The organism is Nocardia sp. NPDC049737, assembly GCF_040674755.1.
GTDB lineage: Bacteria > Actinomycetota > Actinomycetes > Mycobacteriales > Mycobacteriaceae > Nocardia.
Window position 1 is genome coordinate 84,064 of the sequence record NZ_JBFANH010000033.1, and the last position, 20,689, is coordinate 104,752.

At 66.6% G+C, this 20,689-nt stretch carries 17 protein-coding genes; 9 read left to right on the forward strand and 8 right to left on the reverse strand.

Features of this window, described 5'->3' with window-relative positions; translation table 11 throughout:
- Positions 1-109 precede the first annotated feature (109 nt).
- Positions 110-4,336: an alpha-(1->3)-arabinofuranosyltransferase gene (locus AB0J47_RS34615; protein WP_364356112.1), complete on the forward strand. Its 4,227-nt coding sequence runs from the start codon at positions 110-112 to the stop codon at positions 4,334-4,336.
- Between the two features lie 25 nt (positions 4,337-4,361).
- Here AB0J47_RS34615 and AB0J47_RS34620 read toward each other — a convergent pair whose 3' ends face one another.
- Complete coding sequence (locus AB0J47_RS34620) at positions 4,362-5,540, reverse strand: acyltransferase (protein ID WP_364356061.1); 1,179 nt, start codon at positions 5,538-5,540, stop codon at positions 4,362-4,364.
- Between the two features lie 238 nt (positions 5,541-5,778).
- On the opposite strand from AB0J47_RS34620, the gene AB0J47_RS34625 reads away from it, so the two are divergent.
- Positions 5,779-6,885: a DUF3068 domain-containing protein gene (locus tag AB0J47_RS34625; RefSeq protein WP_364356064.1), complete on the forward strand. Its 1,107-nt coding sequence runs from the start codon at positions 5,779-5,781 to the stop codon at positions 6,883-6,885.
- Between the two features lie 63 nt (positions 6,886-6,948).
- Here AB0J47_RS34625 and AB0J47_RS34630 read toward each other — a convergent pair whose 3' ends face one another.
- Together AB0J47_RS34630 and AB0J47_RS34635 are read right to left on the reverse strand one after the other, a co-directional pair.
- Positions 6,949-7,314 carry a VOC family protein gene (locus AB0J47_RS34630; RefSeq protein WP_364356067.1) on the reverse strand — a complete coding sequence of 122 codons (366 nt, stop codon included), beginning with the start codon at positions 7,312-7,314 and terminating at the stop codon, positions 6,949-6,951.
- A gap of 84 nt (positions 7,315-7,398) precedes the next feature.
- Positions 7,399-8,793 carry a polysaccharide biosynthesis protein gene (locus AB0J47_RS34635; RefSeq protein WP_364356115.1) on the reverse strand — a complete coding sequence of 465 codons (1,395 nt, stop codon included), beginning with the start codon at positions 8,791-8,793 and terminating at the stop codon, positions 7,399-7,401.
- Positions 8,794-8,958: 165 nt separating this feature from the next.
- On the opposite strand from AB0J47_RS34635, the gene AB0J47_RS34640 reads away from it, so the two are divergent.
- The 3 genes from AB0J47_RS34640 (at position 8,959) to AB0J47_RS34650 (ending at position 12,266) form a co-directional block, all read left to right on the forward strand.
- Positions 8,959-9,726, forward strand: coding sequence for an alpha/beta hydrolase (locus AB0J47_RS34640; RefSeq protein WP_364356070.1), 768 nt, complete (start codon positions 8,959-8,961; stop codon positions 9,724-9,726).
- 57 nt (positions 9,727-9,783) lie between these two features.
- Positions 9,784-10,251 carry a MarR family transcriptional regulator gene (locus AB0J47_RS34645; RefSeq protein WP_364356073.1) on the forward strand — a complete coding sequence of 156 codons (468 nt, stop codon included), beginning with the start codon at positions 9,784-9,786 and terminating at the stop codon, positions 10,249-10,251.
- A gap of 74 nt (positions 10,252-10,325) precedes the next feature.
- Positions 10,326-12,266: a hypothetical protein gene (locus tag AB0J47_RS34650; RefSeq protein WP_364356076.1), complete on the forward strand. Its 1,941-nt coding sequence runs from the start codon at positions 10,326-10,328 to the stop codon at positions 12,264-12,266.
- 127 nt (positions 12,267-12,393) lie between these two features.
- On the opposite strand, the gene AB0J47_RS34655 is transcribed toward AB0J47_RS34650, so the two are convergent.
- Positions 12,394-13,560 carry a glycosyltransferase family 4 protein gene (locus tag AB0J47_RS34655; protein WP_364356118.1) on the reverse strand — a complete coding sequence of 389 codons (1,167 nt, stop codon included), beginning with the start codon at positions 13,558-13,560 and terminating at the stop codon, positions 12,394-12,396.
- A 215-nt stretch (positions 13,561-13,775) separates the two neighbouring features.
- Between AB0J47_RS34655 and AB0J47_RS34660 the strand changes: the two genes are divergently transcribed.
- Positions 13,776-14,525, forward strand: coding sequence for a class I SAM-dependent methyltransferase (locus tag AB0J47_RS34660; RefSeq protein WP_364356121.1), 750 nt, complete (start codon positions 13,776-13,778; stop codon positions 14,523-14,525).
- A gap of 2 nt (positions 14,526-14,527) precedes the next feature.
- Here the strand turns inward: AB0J47_RS34660 and AB0J47_RS34665 are convergent, their stop codons facing one another.
- Positions 14,528-14,827 carry a hypothetical protein gene (locus AB0J47_RS34665; protein ID WP_364356079.1) on the reverse strand — a complete coding sequence of 100 codons (300 nt, stop codon included), beginning with the start codon at positions 14,825-14,827 and terminating at the stop codon, positions 14,528-14,530.
- A gap of 208 nt (positions 14,828-15,035) precedes the next feature.
- On the opposite strand from AB0J47_RS34665, the gene AB0J47_RS34670 reads away from it, so the two are divergent.
- Positions 15,036-16,478: an aldehyde dehydrogenase gene (locus AB0J47_RS34670; RefSeq protein ID WP_364356082.1), complete on the forward strand. Its 1,443-nt coding sequence runs from the start codon at positions 15,036-15,038 to the stop codon at positions 16,476-16,478.
- Here AB0J47_RS34670 and AB0J47_RS34675 read toward each other — a convergent pair whose 3' ends face one another.
- The 3 genes from AB0J47_RS34675 to AB0J47_RS34685 form a co-directional block, all read right to left on the reverse strand.
- The gene (locus tag AB0J47_RS34675; RefSeq protein WP_364356085.1) at positions 16,479-16,688 is read right to left on the reverse strand and encodes a hypothetical protein; all 210 of its coding nucleotides are present in this window, start codon (positions 16,686-16,688) and stop codon (positions 16,479-16,481) included. It lies immediately after the preceding gene.
- A 295-nt stretch (positions 16,689-16,983) separates the two neighbouring features.
- Positions 16,984-17,934 carry a helix-turn-helix domain-containing protein gene (locus AB0J47_RS34680; RefSeq protein ID WP_364356088.1) on the reverse strand — a complete coding sequence of 317 codons (951 nt, stop codon included), beginning with the start codon at positions 17,932-17,934 and terminating at the stop codon, positions 16,984-16,986.
- A 104-nt stretch (positions 17,935-18,038) separates the two neighbouring features.
- On the reverse strand, positions 18,039-18,446 hold the full coding sequence (locus AB0J47_RS34685; RefSeq protein ID WP_364356091.1) for a helix-turn-helix domain-containing protein: 408 nt from the start codon (positions 18,444-18,446) through the stop codon (positions 18,039-18,041).
- A 63-nt stretch (positions 18,447-18,509) separates the two neighbouring features.
- Between AB0J47_RS34685 and AB0J47_RS34690 the strand changes: the two genes are divergently transcribed.
- A complete protein-coding gene (locus AB0J47_RS34690) occupies positions 18,510-19,349 on the forward strand; it encodes an NAD(P)H-binding protein (RefSeq protein WP_364356094.1) in 840 nt (279 codons plus the stop codon).
- A gap of 328 nt (positions 19,350-19,677) precedes the next feature.
- The gene (locus AB0J47_RS34695; RefSeq protein WP_364356097.1) at positions 19,678-20,430 is read left to right on the forward strand and encodes a phosphohydrolase; all 753 of its coding nucleotides are present in this window, start codon (positions 19,678-19,680) and stop codon (positions 20,428-20,430) included.
- Positions 20,431-20,689 lie beyond the last annotated feature (259 nt).

Here is a 20,689-nt window from a genome sequence, read left to right on the forward strand (position 1 = left end):
GCGTAACCACGGAGGGCCGGTGAGCACCGCAGATTCAATACAGCCTCCCGCCCCACTTTCCGATTCGTTCGGAACCTCCGGCGCGGCGCATCAGCATGACAGCGCCCCGCTGGGCAGAGGCTGGTTCGTCGGGACCGTGGTCGCGGCGTTCCTGCTCACCTTTCTCCAGGCGCCCGGCTTGACGGTCGCCGACACCAAATACGACCTGGCGCAGAATCCGGTGGGCTTCCTCGAACGCGCCGCCCATATGTGGAGCAGTCAGGCCCCGATGGGGCAGGTGCAGAACCAGGCCTACGGATACTTCTTTCCACACGGCGCGTTCTTCTCGGCCGGACATGTGCTCGGTCTGCCCGCGTGGGCGACGCAGCGAATCTGGTGGGCGTTGCTGCTGCTCGCCGGGTTCTGGGGCATCGTGCGGCTCTGCGAAACGCTCGGTATCGGCTCGCGCGGGTCGCGGATCGTGGCGGCGGCCGCATTCGCGCTGTCACCGCGGGTGCTGACCACGCTCGGTTCGATCTCCTCGGAGACGCTGCCGATGGTGCTCGCGCCGTGGGTGCTGATCGCGCCCGCCGCACTGGGCACCACCGCCTACCGGAAGCGGCGCGGCGGTGCGGCCTCGCCCGCGGGTAGCGCGCTGGCATTGGCGCTGATGGGTGCGGTCAATGCGGTGGCGACGGTCGCCGCATTTCTACCCGCCGCGCTGTGGTGGGCGTCGTATCGGCCGAACCGGCGGTGGTGGCGGTTCACCCGGGCCTGGATTCCGCTGCTGGTGCTGGCCACATTTTGGTGGGCGGTGCCGTTGCTGCTGCTCGGCAAAGTGAGTCCGCCGTTCCTGGACTACATCGAATCCTCGGGGGTGACCACGCAGTGGGCGTCCCTTGGCGAAGTGCTGCGCGGCACCGACAGTTGGACGCCGTTCGTCTCGCCAGAGCGGATCGCGGGCGCGGTGCTGGTGACCCAGCCGGCCGCGGTGCTGGCCACCGGACTGCTCGCGGCGGCGGGTATGGCCGGATTGGCGATGCGGTCCATGCCGCATCGCGGGCGGCTCGCGCTGATCCTGCTGGTCGGGCTGGTCGGGATCTGTGCCGGATTCGTCGGTGAATTGAGCGGACCGTTCGCGGATTCGGTGCGCGTGTTCCTGGATGCCGGGGGCGCGCCGCTGCGCAATGTGCACAAGCTGGAACCGCTGATCCGAATCCCATTGGTACTGGGCCTGGCTCATCTGTTGAGCAGGGTGCCATTACCCGCGTCCGTCCCGATGCCGATGTGGCGCAAAGCCTTCGCACATCCCGAACGCGATAAGTCGGTCGCCGTCGCCGCCTTGATCCTCACCGCGCTCGCGCTGTCCACATCATTGGCCTGGTCCGGGAAGCTCGCACCGCGCGGCGCCTACGACGAGGTGCCCGGATACTGGAAGCAGACGGCGCAATGGTTATCCCACAATGCCGCCGAGACCCGAGCGCTGGTCGTGCCCGGCGCGCCCTTCGGCAGTCAGGTGTGGGGGCTCACCCGTGACGAACCGCTGCAGGCGCTGGCGAGTACGCCGTGGGCGATCCGGGATGCGGTGCCGCTGAATCCGCCGGGCACCATCCGGGCCATGGATTCGGTGCAGCGGTTGATCGCCGACGGTAGGCCGTCGACCGGCCTGGCCGCGACGCTGACGGAGCAGGGCATCGGAATTCTGGTGTTGCGCAATGACCTCGATCCGGAGACGTCGCGTTCGACCCGGCCGATGTTGGCGCATCAAGCGATCGACGGGTCGCCGGGATTGCACAAGGTCGCCGAATTCGGCGATCCGATCGAGGCTGTCAGACCCGATGGTCTGGTCGCCGATGGTGATCTGCGGCCCGTGTATCCGGCGGTAGAGATCTATCGCGTCGAGGCGAGGGCCGCGGGCACTCCGATCGAAATCCACAGCGGCGCAGGCGCGCCGACATCGTTCCCCGGCGCCTATACGGTGCCCATGACCTCGGTCGGGACGGTTCAGGGCGGGCCCGAAGTGCTGGAACGGATGCGCCGTGATTCCGGAACCGCGCCGGCACTTCTCGCATCTGATGCGGCGGCGGCCGGACTGCCGCTCGGGCCGTTGACCGTGACGGATACGCCGATGGATCGCGAGGCCGACTTCGGTCGGGTGGACAATCACAATTCGGCACTGCGCGCGCCGGACGATGCGCGCCGCACGCACAATCTGGTGCCCGACTATCCGGTTCCCGGTGCGGAATTGGTGCGCGGTGAATGGTCGGGGGCGACGGTCACCGCATCCAGTTCCGCCGCCGACGCCACCCAGTTGGGCGGATCCGCGCCGGGCAGTTCGACCGCCGCGGTTGTGGATGGTGATCCGTCGACCGCCTGGATCAGCAATGGCGCCGAACACTCACTGGGGCAATGGCTTCGGCTCGATCTAGACCATCCGATCAGCTCCGGGCTACTGCAGTTGACCACCAGCGCGGCCGCGATCGGCGATCCGGTGAAATGGGTCGAGGTGCGGACCACGAACGGCAGCGTGTCCGCGCGGATTCCCGAACCTGGTATGCCGGTGTCCATTTCGCTGCCTGCGGGCAAGACGGACTGGCTCACCATCTCCGCCATCCGCACCGAGGACGGCACGCGCGGTGGACAATTCGGGATCAGCGAGCTGACTCTGGACGACTACACCGACCGCAGTGCGCCGGTGCGGGTCGATATCCGGCATCGGACCGTACTGCCACCAACCCCGGCGGGCGCGCAGGTGCGGGGCTGGGATCTCGGTCAGGAATTTCCCGGACGTAGTGCGTGTTTCGATGCACCGGACCGGGTGCGGTGCAGTAAGGGACTCGCGCTGGCACCCGAGGAGCCCGGCACATTCGAACGCACGCTGTCGGTACCGGAACCGGCGAGCGTGACGCCGCAGTTGACCGTGCGAACTCGGCAGGGTCCGGCGCTCGAGGCACTCCTCACCGACCACACCCATCCCGTTGCCCGGGGTAAGGCCGATGTCGGTGACCTGCGAGGATCCGCCTTTGCGGCGACCGATGGGGATCCGCGGACAAGTTGGACGGCACCGGAGGATTCGGTGCGAAATCTGGCGGGCGGCAAACCGACTCTGACGCTGGAATTGCCCCAACCCGCGCTGGTGACAGGTCTGGAGGTGACACCGTCGCTCGGTGGGCTGCCCGCAGCACCGACATCGGTGGCGGTGAATCTCGGCGACGGCCCACAGGTTCGCGAAGTCGAACCGGGCGAATCGACCCGAATCTCATTGCAGCCCACCGTGACCGACCGCATCGAACTGAGCATCCAGACCTGGAAGCCGGTACTCGACCGCACCGCCCTCGGTTTCGCCCAGGCGCAGCCGCCCGGTATCGCCGAGGTGTCGGTGCTCGGGCCCGATTATCCCGCACCCGCCCCAGGGGATCGGCCGATCACCGTGCCGTGTGCGCAGGGCCCGACGATTGCGCTCGGTGGACATTTCGTGCATACGTCGGTCACCGCGACTGCTGATGAATTGCGCTCTGGTGCACCGGTTCCCGCAAGCGTGTGCGCCGATTCGGAGCTTCCTGCCGAGCTGGCCGACGGTCGGGGCGCCACCGGCGAGATCGCGTTGGCCGCAGGGCGAACGGACGTGACGGTCGCACCGACGGATCTGTTCTTCGTCGACCGACTTCGCCTGAACCGCACGGATTTCGACGCTGCCGCCGCGCCAACGCCATCGCGACCGCTCCTCGTCCTGCCACTGAGCACCAATGTCGGTTGGCAGGCGCGCACCGCCGACGGCAAAGAACTCGAGCCCGTCGTGGTCAACGGCTGGCAGCAAGGCTGGCTGCTGCCGGACAACTACGCCGCCCCTTCGAATCCCATCACCGTCTCATTCCCCATCGACCGCTGGTACCGCCTCAGCATCTTCGGCGGCCTACTTCTCCTCGTCCCGCTGGCCCTACTCGCCATCCCCCGGCCGGCACGCCCCCGCCGAATTCCGATAACTCTCACGCGAAGCGGTGGTTTCGACACCATCGCGCCGGATGACGCGGCCGACTCACCCTCGATAACCTGGGGCACCCGCATCCTCGGCGCATTCGGAATCGCCACTGTCGCAACGGTTATCGCCGGACCCGTCGGCACCGCCCTCACCGTCGCCGCTCTCGTCGCGAGCCGATTCGCCGCACAGGTGACATCGAAAGTCCTTGCGGCCGTTGCCGGTCTCGGTACCGCAGCGGCCGCGGCGGCCCTGTCCACCGGACCGTGGCGCGCGGCAAATGGATATATGGGCGGCTCGCTCTGGGTCCAACTGCCCGCACTGATCGCCGTGATCGCCGTCGGCGTCGCCGCACTGCCCACGCGACGCGAGCATCGTTGAACACCATCTGCCCGACAGCTGGCGCTCAGCTCACCTCGGCCCGCCGCGCCGCCTTGGCACGATCCCGATCACGCGCGAACCGACGCGCCGGTTCCTCGACGAGGGCATAGCTGGCCGCGGCGATCGGGACGGTGATCGCGATCGTCAGGATGAGCACCTTCCCGAAATTGCCGCCGAACGGCAGGATTCCGAAAACCGGGAACACCACCGAAAGCACCGCGAGGTGCCAGAGGAAGATGCCGTAGGACCAGCGGCCGATCATCGCGGCGACCCCTGATTCCAACCAGCGATGCGGACGGGCGCCGGGCGGGCGCAGCACCAGCGGTGCGAGCAGCGCGAAACCGATGATCGCGCCGAAACCCATCTTGGCCGCGTATTGCCATGGCTCGGCGCGCGTCAGACCGGCGGGACCGCCCAGATCGGTGGCGGAGATCAGGAAGGCGACCAGCGCGATACTCCACATCACCGGCTGATTGGCGAGCATCCGAAGCCGTGGCGATAGCTGGTCGCTATTTTCGACGAGCTCGGCGAGCAACATGCCGCCCGCGAACCACGGCAGATATCCGGGCAGCCAATTGTCGGCGTGAATGGCATCGGGAGTCGGCACCGGAATGAAGTTCCAGCCCAGGCTCACCACCGCGAGCGCGAGGATCGCCGGAATGCGCCAGCGCGCGGCATCGCCACGCAGCCGCACCGCCGCGAATGCCAGCAGCGGCAGCACAACATAGAAGGCCACCTCGACCGACAGACTCCACATCTGGGTGAGTCCGTCGGTGAGCGTGAGCGGCACGAAGACCTGCGTCAACGCCAGATTCGACGCCCATACCCGCAGGCCGGCGGTATCGGCCGCACTCGGCACCAGGATCAGCACCGCGGCGACCACAGCCCAATACGCGGGCAGAATGCGCGCCGCCCGATGCCGCAGGTAATAGCCGACCGACGGCGCGGTCCCAAGTCCGCGCGCCACCTGCGCGTGCGGACGCCACAGCAGGAAACCCGACAGCGCGAAGAACACCGCGACCGCCATATCGAACCGTTCCCAAATCCGCCCCAGCACAGGGGTACTCGCGGCGCCGGTCTGGAATGCCACGTGGGTCAGCAGCACACCGAGTGCCGCCATGCCGCGCATACCTTCCAGAGCGGGCACGAAACCGCGTGCGCGCGTGGGAGCGTCGGTGGTCGGTGCGGGTAGGGTGGCGGTCATCGAACTCCAGTCTGCAGGCCTTTTCGAGCGACCTGCAAGCAGTCGCTACGGGAATCTCCTACCAGCTGGTAACCCAACGTTTCAGATTTCACGCTAGACTCGGGCGATTTCTGGGTCGAATCCGGCCTCGGCACCGCATGGTACGACATCGGGCTGTTAGTGTCGGGGCTCACGAGTGCAGCGGCGCGCCCGCAGTACTCGCCGTACAGACCTGTGTTCTACGACGAGGAGAGTTTGCATGGCACTGAGTGCCGGAACCAGAAGGACGGTGGCCTGCCTGCTCGTGGGTCTGGGCGCGTTGTTGATCGTCGCCGCGGTGATGATCCCGACCTACACCGTCAGCAAACTGGCGAAAACTCCACTCGATCTCGAGATCACCACCATCGCGACGAACCAGCCGGGCGAGGACAGCCTGGTCCTGGACTCCAAGTCGCTCACCGCACCGGAAGGCGCGGCCAAGATCGACACGAACGTGCCGCTGATCTCGCAGCGGTTCCTCACCGTCGAAGAGCCCTCCGACGCCACCGAGATGACCGTGCAGGCCGGTCAGACTCTGCGGCGCATCGATAAGCAGGGCGACACCGGCCTGCTCACCGCGACCGTCGACCGGGTCACCATCGACCGCAAGTCCGGCGACCCGGTGGCCAAGGACCCCAACGGCTCCATCGCCGTCACGGTGAACAAGGACATGCAGAGCATTGCCGACCCGGTTCAGCACACCGGATTGCAGTACCGCTTCCCGATCGGCACCGAGAAGAAGAGCTACCCGTACTTCGATGTCAATGCGCGTAAGTCCTACGACGCCAAGTTCATCGAAGAGTCCGAGATCAACGACATGAAGGTCTACCGCTTCCAGATGTCGGTGCCGGTAACCAACATGTGGGACGTGATCCAGTCGCCGACCAACAAGTTGAGCCTGCCCGCCTCGAAGTGGGGACTCGAGGGTGACGACCCGGTCACCATGACCCGCTTCTACACCGACACCCGCGACCTGTGGGTCGAGCCGCGGACCGGCACCGTGATCAAGGGTGGCGAGCAGATCCACCTGTACTACGCACGCAGCGGCGACCACCCGGATGTCACCGCGCTGAAGTCGCACCTCGTCTTCGACGAGAACACCGTCGAATCGCAGATCTCGGTGGCCAAGGAGAACATCGACAAGCTGTCGCTGTACGGCCGGATCATGCCGATCGTGCTCGGCGTGCTGGGTGTCATCGCCGTGGTCGGCGGTGTTTTCCTCGGGATCCGCGACGGAGCTGCCCCGGCCGGTGCAGGTCGGCGTGGGCCGGGTCGTGGTGGGGATGATGCTCCGACCGAGCAGATCAGGATCCAGAAGAATCTCTGATAGTTAGTCCGACAGCTCGGCTCCCCGACGTTATGTCGGGGAGCCGAGTTCGTTCGGCGTTGGTTAGGGCGTGGACGAACCCAGCGCGTAGGCAACGGGATGCGACGGCTGATACAGCAGCATCACCCCCGCGCCAGGAATCTTCATATCGATGCAGCGCCCGAAACTCCGCTCGGCGATCTCACCCACGAATTGCGCCCCACGTCCGCCCAATTCCGCCATCGTCTGCTCGATGTCATCGCACATCAGCGAAATCTCGTGGCGCGGCGGCCCATCCGCGGGATGCACTCCGAGCTCACTCGGCCCGGTCCCGAATATGAGCCAGCCGTCGTGGGCGTCGACATTCGGCCAGCCGAGAACGTCACGGAAGAAGGCGCGGGCCGCGTCCGGATCCTCCGCGTAGACCAGTGTGTGCACAGCGGTGATCATGCTGGTGATGCTAGGTGAGCGGAGGGCTCCGCGACGGCTGTTCTGTCGGCCCGCCGAGTCGGTTATGCCTCGGATAGCGCGTGTTCAGCCGGATACGCGCGGCTCGCCCGTGCCGGAGCGGTCCGCGGTACGCAATACGATCACGGCAACGAACATGGTGGTAGCGGCAGCGACACCGACGGCGGTGGTGATCAGCGTCGGTATCGAGCGGGCGAAGCAGGTCATGAGGACCACCTCGATCCCCAGCCCGAGCCAGGTCACCGCGGCGAGTGCGGTGCGGTCCACCGCGATCGCCGAAAGCAGTGCACCCTGTAGCACCGCGAGTATGGCTCCTTGCAGAGCGAACAACCACAGCAAGCCTTGGATCGGCGCGTAATCCTGTCCCGCGAACAATGGCGCGACCGGCGCCGCCAGGGCAGCGCCCAATACCGCCACGATTCCGATGCCCGACAGCACTGCCAGTGCATCCCGAATCGCACGCGCCGAATGCGTCGGCTGCGCCATCCGCGGATACAGCACGACTCCCACGGCCTGCGGCAGCCAGAACGCGATCTTCGCCGCGATCGCCCCGAGCGCGTAGCGGCTCGCATCCGCCTCGTCCAAAACTATTCGCGCAACGATCAAATCCGCCGACGACAATGCCATCAACGCCGCCTGCACCTGCGCCGCCCGCAACACCGGCAACACGCCGACCGAACGCACACCCTGTGCGGCCTCGCCCGATGTCCCGCGAGTCCGCCCTCCCGCTGCGCTCCCCTCGGCCGCACCCCCGAGCCGCGATTGCTCAGCCGCAGGATCTGCTGCATCTTCGCATCGAGATCGCGCAGCCTCATCCTCGAAAACATCGCGTCCCGGAGATGGCGGCCGCGCTGGGCCGGGCATCGGTCCGTCGGCGGCCGCGGCATCCGGCGGCCCTTGCGACCGTTCCGTCGCGGGGGCAATAGCGGGGCGAATGCGTGATGCGGGCGAGCCTGCGGTGGAGCGGGCGAATGCGGCGGCGACGACGATTCCTGTCGCGGCGGCCCACAATGCGGGAGCTGTGCCGCCACCCGCTGCGAGGACGACCAATGCCGGCACCACGCGCGCTACTCCGGCCGCGCCCAGGACTACGGCCAGGGCCCGGAAGCGTCTGCTGCCCTGCAGGATTCCCTGTTCACCGGATAGCAGGACCAACGCGGGGGCCGCGCCGAGGGCGGCTGCACTGGCGAGTACGCCGACGTCCAGTACTGCGGTCACAACCGGTACCAGCACCGCGGCGACTACCGCGACGATCACCGCACACCGCCACTGCAACCCGCGCAGCGCCGCGACACGCGCACCGCGCACCAGTTCCCTGGCCACCACGTTCTGCAACGCCAGTGCGGGTACCGCACATAACAGCTGCACCGCGAGCAAGCTGGCGAATTCGCTGTATCCGGTGACCCCCAACCAACGGCTGGCCAGCATCTGCAGCAGATATCCCGCCACATTGGCCGTCATCGCCCCGGCGGTGACCAACGTCAGATCCGCCACGACGGGGAGGCGACGCACTGCAGGCACGCGGCAATCGTCCCACCCCATCACTCCACGCCCCGCAAGCGCCCGCCATCGTGACCTGCGCCACTATTTAGATTACACGACATGTATGTCGTGTAATCTAAATACATGACCGAACCAACTCTCGTACTTGTTCCCTGCTTCTCCGGCGCCCCGTGGGATATCGAGCAGCTCACGCCACTGGCCGCCCACCCCATGCGCACGATGCGGCTCCCCGAAGCCGTCGCCGATATAGAGGCTTATGCCGATGCCGTGGCCGATGTAGTCGCGGATCTGAAGGAGTTCGTGCTGATCGGCGATTCCTTCGGCGCGAATATCGCGCTGGCGCTGGCCGTCCGCCGACCGCGCGGGTTGAAAGGCCTGGTGTTGTCGGGTGGATTCGCCGCCAATCCGATCTCTTCGCCAGTCCTGAAAACCGCGATGCGCGCCATGGGGCGGATGCGCGGACCGCTCTACCGTCAGGTAGCCCTGCGCGCCCACGCCCACAATCTGGCCTCGCCGCATGATCACGAGGGGCAGATCCCATGGAGTAAGGCCGACAGCCGTAACCTGTTCCTCGACAACACCCCCGCCCAATCCTTCGGCGCCCGGGCGATCGCGGCACTGAACGCCGACTACACAGGCAAACTCGGGCAAGTGGCGGTGCCCACGCTTATCCTTACGCCCTCACATGACGTCTTGATCGGCGAAGCGGCGGCGACGGTGCTACGTGAGGGCATCCCCGACGCCAGGGAAGTCATCCTGGAACGCACCGGCCACATGTTCCGCTTCTCCCACCCGCACACCTACGCGAACACCATCGCCGAGTTCCTCCGTGACGAGGAGCTCAGCAGCCAGCTGCCTATGCACCGCGTCAGCCCGTTACACGACATCTAAAGTGGTAGCCCATGACGTCCACCCGCTCATTCGACGGCACTCGACAGGTGCAAACCCGTGCGGCCGGCTGAGGAACTGCGCTATCTCATCCTCGCCATTCAGCGGGAGGGAAACCGAAAACTGTTGTCCGAGTTACGGCCATTAGGACTGACTCCATCCCAGGCCGAGGTGCTGCGCGTACTTGCCGACCATCAGCCGCTGACTTTGGCCGGGCTCGGCGACCTGCTGGTTTGTGAGACCGGTGGCAGCCCGAGCCGACTCGTCGACCGACTCGTCGCCATGGACCTGATCGATAAGCAGACCGGCTCCACCGACCGACGCCAGATCACCCTCGGCCTCACCCCCGCCGGAGGCCGCCTCGCCGCGGAGGTGGCGCGGGTGGAGGAGCGCTTGTACGGCGCGATCGACACGGCGACCACGGGTCAACCCGTCGACGAGACGCTGCGACTGTTGCGCGGCTTCGCCGCCGACTTTCCCGCAGTGCGGGCGGTCGAACGTCGTGCGGCTCTGCAAGGGCGGCATTGAGGTCGCCCAGCCGGTAGCAGGCGCTGGGTACCGGAAGGTGGTGGTTTGCTCGTCGGTACGTAAGGTGCACAGGCGTGAGTGGCAGCGGCCTGACTCGACGCAACCGGTGGGCAAGCTTCGTCCCCGCCGGTTACAGCGGATCGCTGGCGGTGGTGATCGCTGGGCCACTGTTGGGGCCGGGCTATCTGCTTTTGCGAGATGCGGTGAGCACACCCCGGTCGTATCTGACGGACTCTGCGCTCGGGCTCGGTGACGCCGCTCCGCGAGCGGTTCCCCAGGATGCGATGCTGGCCACGCTGTCGCCGATCGTCGACGGCGGGTTGATCGTCAAGACGATCCTGCTCGTGGCGCTGTGGGCGGCCGGGTATGGGGCGGCGGTGCTGGCCAGGGAACTGCTGCGGGTATCGATTGGGCCGCAATTGGTCGCCGTGACCGTCGCGCTCTGGAACCCCTACGTGGCCGAACGTGTGCTCCAAGGGCATTGGAGCCTGCTGACCGGATACGCGGCACTGCCCTGGACCGCACTGGCCGCCTATCGAATTCGCATCCGGGGGCGACGGGCGAGCGGCTCCGACGCGGGGGCACGCACGGGCGCGGTCGGTTCCTGGGGTGCCCTGGCCGGGTGTTTTGCGGCGGCGGGGCTGACGCCGACCGGCGCTCTACTGGCGGGCAGCATCGCGCTGGTGCTGGTCGGGCGTCGAAGTGTGCTCGGGGCGCTGGTTCTACTATCGGCGGCGTCCGCTCCCTGGTTGGCGGCGGCGGCTTTGTCGGGTGCCGGGACCGCGCCCTCGGACCCGGCCGGAATCGTCGCCTTCGCAGCCCGCGCCGAACCCGCCCTCGGCACACTCGGCTCCCTGGCCGGACTGGGCGGAATCTGGAACGCCGACTCGGTACCCGCCTCCCGCACCACCCCCCTCGCCCTGATCGCCACCGCCCTACTCCTGATCCTCGTAGCCATTGGTCTCCGCAGCACCGCCGGGATCAAGACGAGCACAAACGGCCATGCCGCTGCTCAGTCCACACCCCCGACCAGCACTGCACGTATCGATGAGTCCAACACCGGCACCGCGACAACCCCGTCGAAGCATCCCGAGGTCGGGCATACCACTCTCGCGACCAGCGGAGACAACGCTGCACCCGCTGGCGACTGCATCGATCGTGAGAGCTTGCGAGTTCGTCGCCGGCTGCTGGTACTGGCGGCTTTCGCCGTCGTGCTGCCTGCACTCGGGGCGACGTCGTGGGGTATGAGCGGTATGGAGTGGCTTGTTACTCATGTCCCGGGGGCGGGGTTATTGCGGGATACGCAGAAGTATGTGGCGCTTGCCATGCCCGCGTATGCGCTGTGCGCCGCCGCTGGGTGCCGAGCGGTCGCCGTGCGCTTCGCGACGAAGCAGCCTGCCCGCTCGCCCGGAATGGCATCGACCGCAATGGTATTCATCGCACTGCTGGTGCTGCCGCTGTTCGATATGGCTTGGGGCGTCGGTGGGGCGCTGAAGCCGGTGCATTATCCGGTCGGCTGGCAGCGGGTTGCGGAGCGGATCGACGGGCCCGGGGATGTTGCGGTGTTGCCCGGCGGGATGTTTCGGAAGTTTCCGTACAGCGGCAAGGTGGCGGTGTTGGATCCGGCGCCGCGGATGCTGCCGCGCGATGTGCTGCAAACCGGTGAGCTTCCGGTACACGGGCGCACCGTGGCCGGTGAGGGCGCCAGGGCGCGGGAGGTGGAAACCGCACTGCTGCACGGTGATTCGGCGCGGCGGTTGGCTGAGCTCGGGGTCGGCTGGGTCCTCGTCGAACGCACCACACCCGGACCGCTCGGCGAGTCGAAAACGACACTCGCCCAGCTGGAGTCGGTCTACGCCGACCCCCAACTGGCGCTGTACCGCGTCCCCGACACCCCGGACCATCAACAGTCGGCACACCGTGTGATCACCTACGCCGCCCACCTCCTCTGGGCCGCCCTCCTGGTCGGGGGCCTGCTGCTGGCGGCCACCTTGCGCCCACGCCCCACCACGTGAAAACCGTTGACGGCGTTCACACCTGGGCCGCACCACGCACCGACTCCCCGATCGGATACACCGGCCACGACCTCCCAACGACGCACCGTCACCGACGAATTCGTCGCCCGACAGCAGGCGTGAGCGATCAGGGCCCAGGCGGGATGAGCCCCGAGGTGTGCTCCCCTCGAGCCGCAGCCGCGAGCACCTCGTACACGCCGTTCCCGGTTTGCTCCCAAGAGAACTCACGGGCACGGGCCCGGGCCTTCTCACCCATGACAGCGCACGCTTCGGTGTCACCGATGAGCTCACCGACGGACTCGCAGAGCTGGCTCACATCGTCGACGAGCATCCCGGTCACTCCGTCGACAATGGAATCGGTGAGGCCGCGCGAGCTGCGGTAACCGATCGTCGGTACGCCGTGTTGCGCCGCCTCGATGACCGCCAGGCCCCAGCCCTCCTTGCGCGACGGCAGCACATGTACCCAAGCGCGCGCTAGCAATTCGTGTTTGCGCCGCTCGTCGACGTGGCCGTGGAAGGTGACCGCATCGGCGATGCCGAGTGCGCGGGCATCGGCCTTCAGGTTGTCCGCCCACCAACCGTCACCGATCACATCGAGCCGCAGGCCGGGTATCCGACTCCGTAGCCGGGCGACAACCGCCAATGCGTCTTCGATCTGCTTGTGCGGCACCAGCCGCGAGAGCACAACGATGCGCGGTTCTTCGGCGCGTGTCTCGGTGCAGCCGGTGGGCGCATCCACAGGAACGGGTTCAGCGCCATTGCGGACCACCGCGATCCGGGAACCGTCCACTCCCAGTGTGGCCAGTTCCTCGGCCGAGGGCAACGAAACGGTCAGGTATTGGTTGTGCCGATGCACCCGGGGCGAGAGCCGCGATTCGATCCACCAGCCGATCCAGCCGACGAACCGTCCGGCGACCGGCCACTGCTCCCGATGCCCGTGATGCACCAGTACGACCGACGGCGCCTTGGTCGCCGCACCCGCGAAAAATGGGATCCCGTTTTGCGTATCGATCACCGCATCGGGCCGCAGGCCCCGCAGCGGACCGATGCCGAGCCGTCCGAGTGCGATCGCGGCCAGCGCCCGCGGGTAAACGGAGAAGCGCCCGCCCGCCCGGCTGATATCGATGCCGTCGATACGCTCCCGCTTCGCTGCGCCCGGATACCGCGCTGTGCGCAGGGTGACCTTGACCCCCCGCGCGGCGAGCTGCGCACCGACCTGTTCCAGGTACCGTTCGCTGCCGCCGCCCTGCGGGTGCCCGGTGTCTCGCCAGCACAGCAGGAGGACTTCGCGCACGGTGGAGCTTCTCTCGGTCAGCAGGGTCACGGATATCGCCGTACACCCTAACCCGCGCCACCAACCGGCCAGTCCGCACCGCGCGGGAATTCCCACCCCAGGCAGGCGGGACTGCGGTGCATCGCCCGCACTATGCGAGACTCTGCGCCGTGCCGACAGCTGAAACCGAGCCAGCCGAGGCCGTGGTGGCGCACGCCCCACGGAGCGGACGAGCCATGTCCCGGTTCGCGCGGCGGGCGACCCTGCGCCGGTCGTTGCGGCTGCTCGGCAGTTTCCGGTTCGAGCAGACCGATCCCGCACTGTTCTACGGCGGTCTGGCCGCCGACAGCGGGGCGATGATCGGCGATTTCTACAGAGACGTCAGCGGCCACGGCCTCGATGGCGCGACCATCCTGGATGTCGGCGGTGGCCCCGGCTACTTCGCGGACGAATTCGTGAAGACCGGTGCACGCTACATTCCCGTCGAGCCCGACCCATCGGAGATGCACGCCGCCGGACTTTCGGTGGCCGGCGCGGTGCGCGGGTCCGGTATGGCATTGCCGTTCCGCGACAACGCTGTCGACATCTGCTTCTCCTCGAACGTTGCCGAGCACGTGCCGCAGCCGTGGGTCATGGCCGACGAAATGGTCCGCGTGACCCGTCCTGGCGGTTTGATCGTGCTGTCGTACACGGTGTGGCACGGCCCGTTCGGCGGCCACGAAACGGGACCGTGGCACTACCTCGGTGGCGAGTTCGCAGCGCGCCGATACCGTCGCAAGACCGGCCGGGAACCGAAGAACCGCTTCGGCAAATCGCTGTTCGCGGTCCGTGCCGCCGACGGGTTGCGTTGGGCGGCAGGCACTTCCGCAGATGTGCGCATCGTTTTCCCCCGCTACCACCCACGCTGGGCCTGGTGGGTGGTTCGCGTACCCGTATTGCGAGAGTTATTGGTGAGCAATCTGGTGGTTGTGGCCACCAAACCGTAGGGCTACTTCTCCAGCCAGCCCCGGCGCCAGTTCCTGCGCCCACATGCGTTGATCCTGGCCGCCCAGGGGGATTCCTGAATGGCCAGGCCAACCGTCTCGAGGGTGGTCAGGCCGACCTGATCAGCCAGCATTCCGACGACGGCGACCGCCTCGGCGGCCTGCATCGCGGCCGTAGCCTGCTCGATGGTCAGCGTCCGGCCCGGTAGGAAGGAAACTACCCACCCACCTGCGCCGACGCTTTTAGCTTGATGCTCGGTCTGGTCGCTGGTCATCAGCGACCGGCCGATCACTTGCACCGCCATGGCTCTGACTCCCCAATTGCGTAATCGGTTCATGAATCGAGCGAGCTGATCAGTAGCTACAGCATGACCGGTGCATTAACAGAACGCAATAGTGCGTTCTCTGAAAAGCGAACCGACAGGTTGGAATTCGCGCTGTTCAGAAGGTCGACCGCACGGGAAACTGAAACACGTTACAGACAATCGGGCGACAAAACTGTAACGTGTTCTCATGCATTACGACAGCCTGTTCATCGGCGGCCGCTGGACCGCGCCCGCCGGCACCGAGCGCCTCCAGGTCATCTCGCCCGCGACGGTCGAGCCGGTGGGCAGCGTCCCGGTGGTTGGTCGCGCCGATGTCGACGCAGCCGTCGCCGCCGCCCGGCACGCCTTCGACAACGGTCCCTGGCCGTCCACACCGCCCGCGGAGCGCGCCCAGGTGTTGACACGCGCCGCCCGCCTGATCGAGGAGCGTTCGGCCGATCTGCTCGCCACGCTCACCGCGGAAATGGGCGCACCGCAGATGATCGCCATGACGCTCAACCAGATTCCGGCGGTGGCCGCGCTCGACGCGTACGCCGGACTGGCCGAATCCTTCCCCTGGAACGAAACCCGCACCGGCCTGTTCGGCACCGCGCGAGTCTCGCGGGAACCGCGCGGGGTGGTCGCGGCCGTCACGGCATGGAATGTCCCGCTGTTCCTCGCGGTCAATAAAATCGCGCCCGCATTGCTCGCCGGATGCACGATGGTGCTCAAGCCCGCGCCGCTGACTCCGTTGACCGCCAACAAGATCGGGGAAATCTTCACCGAGGCGGGCCTGCCCGAGGGCGTGCTGTCGATCCTGCCCGCCGAGGCGGATGCCGCGGAGTACCTGGTCTCGCATCCGGGTGTCGACAAGGTCACCTTCACCGGCAGCACCGCGGTCGGTCGCAAGATCGGCGCCATTGCGACCGGACAGCTCAAGAGCGTCTCGCTCGAGCTCGGCGGCAAATCGGCGGCAATCCTGTTGCCTGATATGGATATCGCCAATATTCCGGTGCTCGCGTTCTCCGGTCTGATGAACAGCGGCCAGGGTTGCGTCGCGCAGACCCGCATTCTCGCGCCACGCAGCCGCTACGACGAGATCCTGGACGCGCTGGTCGAGCACGTGCAGACGCTGAAGACCGGCGATCCCACCGATCCAGCGACGACCTTCGGCCCACTGATCTCCGAACGTCAGCGTGACCGTGTCGAGGGCTATATCGCCATGGGCAAGGAAGAGGGTGCGCGACTGGTACTCGGTGGCGGTCGCCCGGCGGATGTGGACCGCGGTTGGTTCGTCGAGCCGACCATCTTCGCCGATGTCGACAACAAGTCGACGATCGCGCAGGAGGAGATTTTCGGCCCGGTCCTGTCGGTCATCCCGTACGAGACCGAGGACGAAGCGGTGGCCATCGCGAACGATTCCGTATACGGCCTGGCCGGCTCGGTCTGGACCGCGGATATCGAGCACGGCGCGGAAATCGCGGCGCGGGTGCGCACCGGAACCTACGCGATCAATTGGTATGCGTTCGACCCGAGTTCGCCGTTCGGCGGATACAAGAACTCCGGCCTCGGCCGGGAGAACGGACCGGAGGGTCTGGACGCATTCTGCGAGCAGAAGTCCCTGCTCATGCCGATGGGCTGGACGGAGTAGTCAAGCCCCCGGCATAACCACCCGGACTACCGGCTGACGGCCCGGTGCGTCGACGATGCTCGGCGCACCGGCGTCGACGATTTCGACCTGCCAACCCGTTGGCAGCACCTCCTGCAAACGTCCGGCAGCGCGCCGTAGCGGGGTGCTCGCCGGCGCTGGCTCGATACCGGCGACCTGCGGCGCCAACCGGCCGATTTCGAGATCGGTCATGCTCCAACCACCTCTCATGCGTCGATCTCATCGCTGGCCGCTGGTAGGCGGATTCGCGAGTCGAAAGGGAAGTAGTTCAGTCGATATAGGTCATACAGTTAATAATTAGCAATCGAACTGTTCGGTCATGAGACGAAGAACACGCAAAGCATAAACCCCTGCCGGACCGGCCTTCTTTCAGTACGAAGCACGTCCGGGCAAATCAACGGTAGCGCACCTGCGGCCGCAGGTCCGACAATCCGAGAACATCGGCAGATCGATACCACGCGGCACGCGCATTCGCCGACGAGATCCGCTAGCGGCGCAGCGACCGGCGATAACCGGCGGGCGTCGTCCCGGTAGCGGCGCGCAAATGCACCCGCAGCGCGGTGACGCTGCCGAATCCGGACTGTGCCGCAACAACTTCGACGGGCAGTTCGGTGACCTCCAGCAATTCCCTGGCACGCGCCGTTCGCTGCCCGTCCAACCAGCGCCGCGGCGTGGTGCCCACCTCAGCTTTGAATCGACGGATAAACGTGCGCTCACTCATCAGCGCATGTCCAGCAAGCGCTGAAACATCCGGCGCCGCCGCCGGATTCGCCGCCGCCCAGGCCATGGTCGCGGCCAGGGCGCCGGGAAACTCATTGCCGCCCAAAGCATCCGGAATGTACTGCGCCTGACCACCCTCACGGTGCGGTGGTGTCACATTCCAGCGGGCCAGATCGGCCGCCACACCCGCGCCCAGTTCACGACGCACGATATGCAGGCATAGGTCCATTCCCGCGGACAATCCCGCCGAGGTGAGCACATCGCCGTCGTCCACATACAGTGCGGCGGGGTCGAGCTTGACCGCTGGGAACAACGCAGCGAACTCATCGCAATACGCCCAATGGGTGGTGGCAGGCCGTCCGTCGAGGACTCCGGCCCGCGCCAGGATGAATGCGCCGACGCAAATGCTCACCATGGTCGCGCCACGCGCCGATGCGGCCCGGAGTGCATCGAGCACCTCGTAGGCCGGTGGCAGCGTGGGCAATGCGATGCCCGGAACCACCACGATGTCGGCGCTCGCCAGCGCCTCTAGCCCTTCGTCGACCCGCAGTTCGAAACCATTCGGCGTCCACACCGGCCCCGGCCGCACGCCGCAGGTCCGCATCTCCAACCCCACCGGTTCCCCGGTCTTGCCCGGCCCGTGGCGAAATGCCTGCACCGCACATGCCAGGTCGTAGGTCATGACGCCATCCAGCGCCAGCGCGACTACCTGCTTCACACTCTCAGTCTGGCATGAATCCGAGTGTCAACGTAACTCCTGCCACCTGCTGTGCACCGCTGGCCCTCGTCTTCAGCACTGCGGCGGCCCCTCGCGGAGCGGCTCTATGTTGTGGGGCTGATCCGACGGTCGTGGCGGCTCTGGGCGGCCATCACCTCGACCGTGTGCTCACGGATCCAGCCGAGGAACTGATGCAGCGACTCGGTGAGTCCCTGGCCGAGTTCGGTGAGTTCGTAGCTGACCCGCGGTGGCGTGCTGGGCTCGACGGTGCGCGCGATCAGCCCGTCGCGCCCGAGCGTGCGCAACGTCTGCGACAGCATTTTCTCGCTGATGCCACCGATTTTGGTGTGCAGCTCCGAAAACCGGTGCGGGCCATCGGTCAACGCGGTCAGGATCAGCATGCCCCAGCGGCTCGTGATGTGGTCGAGCACCTCACGCGCCGGACACTCGCTGTTGAATGCGTCACTCATGCCCTGCCAGGTAGTGGGCTGGACCTGCGAACGTACCGCCATCTCTGGAGCTTACCTGAAGGTATGTCCTTACCGCAGGTAAGCCTGCCGGCCTACGCTGCCGCCATGGTCACAGTTGTTTTCGGAGCCAGAGGCAATGTCGGTCGCCACGTGGTGGCGGGCCTGATTTCGAGAGGGGAACAGGTCCGTTCGACGAGCAGGGAACCCTCCGTCGCGGGCTCCCCGCCGGGCGCGACGGTCGTCGCGGCCGATCTCGAGCAGCCCGAAACGCTGCCCGCCGCGCTCGAAGGTGCGCAGCGCGTATTCCTCTACGCCAAGCCCGAGGGGATCGACGGTTTCGTGGCAGCCGCCGAAGCCGCCGGGATCCAGCACGTGGTGTTCCTATCGTCGGGCGCCGTGCTGCAGAGCAATGCGTCGAGCAATCCAATTGCCTTGATGCACAGCGTTATCGAGTCGGCGATCGAGAAGTCCGGTCTGAATTGGACCTTCATCCGCCCCGGCATGTTCGCCACGAACGCGCTGTGGTGGTGGCAGCATTCCATCCGTGACGAGGGTGTCGTCCGGCTGCCGTATCCCGATGCCCGAACCGCACCCATCCACGAGAAAGATTTGGCGGAGCTCGCGGTCACCGCGCTGACCGAACCTGGTCATGAAGGCCAGGCCTACACCGTTTGGGGTCCCGAGTCACTGACGCTGCGCGAGCAAGTGCAGCAGATCGGCGCGGCCATCGATCGCGAAATCGCCTTCGAAGTCATCTCCGACGAGCAGGCCCGCGTGGAGATGCTCAAGACCATGCCGGAAATCGGCGTCGAGGCCGTCCTGGCCGGATGGAAGGCCGGAGTTACCGACCCGCCGCAGGTATCAACGATCGTCCAAGACCTCACCGGCCGCCCCGCCCACACCTTCGCCCAGTGGGCACAAGATCACGCTCTCGACTTCCGCTGACCGATCGAGATCAGGTGGAACTGGCTGAGGCTTCTCGCTTGGGCTCGAGGGGTGACTGCAACAGCACCGTCGGGTGATCGAAGGGGTTGTTGGATGGAGCCGTTGGGTCCGAGCCGGGTGGTGCGCCGGTTCTGGGCGTTGGTTGGGGCCGTCGGCGGCCGGGGCGGCTGTCGGTGTGACGGAGACGACCGGGCTGCGATGGTTCAACGAATTGGCGGGGCGCACAATTGGCGGGAATCCGAGGGTTACTGGCATTTGCGCCACTCGTCGGTGTGGGACTGGGGGGCTTCACTGAGAGCGAGACGTGTTCGAGGAGAAGGAGATCAACGTGGGTGCGCCTGCGGGGATGGATTGGGAATGGGCGAGGCGTACCGGTGGGGCGCTTTCCAGTAGTCAGCGCAGGCAGCTGACCGCCAAGCTCGTTGCGGGCGTGCCCCGGCTCGTTGCCGGGCAGGCCGCGTTGGCACTCGGGAGAGGCGGCAGCGGGCGGGTGGATTTCGCGGAACTCCGACTGCCCGATTCGAAGCTGGCCAAGGCCGCCGAAGAGGAAGCGCGGGAATGCCTTTCGGTGCACGTATCGGAACACTCGTATCGGAGCTATTTCTTCGGGCGCGCGCTCGCTGAATTCGATGGCACGAAATACGACGACGAGCTGGCCTACGTCTCCTGCCTGCTGCACGATTTGCAGCTCGAACATCCAACGCCCGGAAGGTGTTTCGCGGTGACCGGGGCGGAGCGCGCCGTCGGATTCGTCCTCGGCGCAGGTGCCACACCGGAGCAGGCGGAGACGGTCGGTGCCGCGATCGCCGCGCATCTCACCATCGGGGTCGCCGATAAGGTCGACGATCTCGGCTTTGTTTCCGCCGGTGCTGCCGTGGACGTGTTCGGAGCTCGAATGTCCGATCTCGATCCGCGCTGGGTCGAGGAACTGCTGCGCCGTCATCCGCGACACGACTTCAAAAAGCACATGACGGAAGCGCTGACGAACGAGGCGTCCGCGGTGCCGGACGGACGCACTCGATGGCTCATACGCACCGCGGGCTTCCGTCAACTGGTCGGCCGCGCACCCTTCTCCGAATAGACCTCCACCACAAATGAAACCGCTCGCACCATCGTGAAAGATGGTGCGAGCGGTGCCACGAGTTTCACCACAACTCAGCCACACAGCAAGTCTCACGAGCGACCCGCTCGCAGCCGAGCGACCACAGCACACGCGACGAAGTCCGCGAGTTTCGCCACTACTCAGCCACCACGGAGCGAGTCTTACGAGCGACCGTTCGCGGCCCGTCTCGCGGCCGAGCGGCCGAAGCGCACGCGACGAAGTCGCCAGTATCGGCCGC

Coding starts and splice junctions, on each gene's coding strand:
- AB0J47_RS34690 (WP_364356094.1), top strand. CDS start 18,510: ATGGTCACAGTTGTTTTCGGAGCCAGAGGCAATGTCGGTCGCCACGTG.
- AB0J47_RS34665 (WP_364356079.1), bottom strand. CDS start 14,827: ATGGCGGTGCAAGTGATCGGCCGGTCGCTGATGACCAGCGACCAGACC.
- AB0J47_RS34640 (WP_364356070.1), top strand. CDS start 8,959: ATGACCGAACCAACTCTCGTACTTGTTCCCTGCTTCTCCGGCGCCCCG.
- AB0J47_RS34660 (WP_364356121.1), top strand. CDS start 13,776: ATGTCCCGGTTCGCGCGGCGGGCGACCCTGCGCCGGTCGTTGCGGCTG.
- AB0J47_RS34670 (WP_364356082.1), top strand. CDS start 15,036: ATGCATTACGACAGCCTGTTCATCGGCGGCCGCTGGACCGCGCCCGCC.
- AB0J47_RS34630 (WP_364356067.1), bottom strand. CDS start 7,314: ATGATCACCGCTGTGCACACACTGGTCTACGCGGAGGATCCGGACGCG.
- AB0J47_RS34685 (WP_364356091.1), bottom strand. CDS start 18,446: ATGGCGGTACGTTCGCAGGTCCAGCCCACTACCTGGCAGGGCATGAGT.
- AB0J47_RS34635 (WP_364356115.1), bottom strand. CDS start 8,793: ATGACGGCCAATGTGGCGGGATATCTGCTGCAGATGCTGGCCAGCCGT.
- AB0J47_RS34625 (WP_364356064.1), top strand. CDS start 5,779: ATGGCACTGAGTGCCGGAACCAGAAGGACGGTGGCCTGCCTGCTCGTG.
- AB0J47_RS34675 (WP_364356085.1), bottom strand. CDS start 16,688: ATGACCGATCTCGAAATCGGCCGGTTGGCGCCGCAGGTCGCCGGTATC.
- AB0J47_RS34620 (WP_364356061.1), bottom strand. CDS start 5,540: ATGACCGCCACCCTACCCGCACCGACCACCGACGCTCCCACGCGCGCA.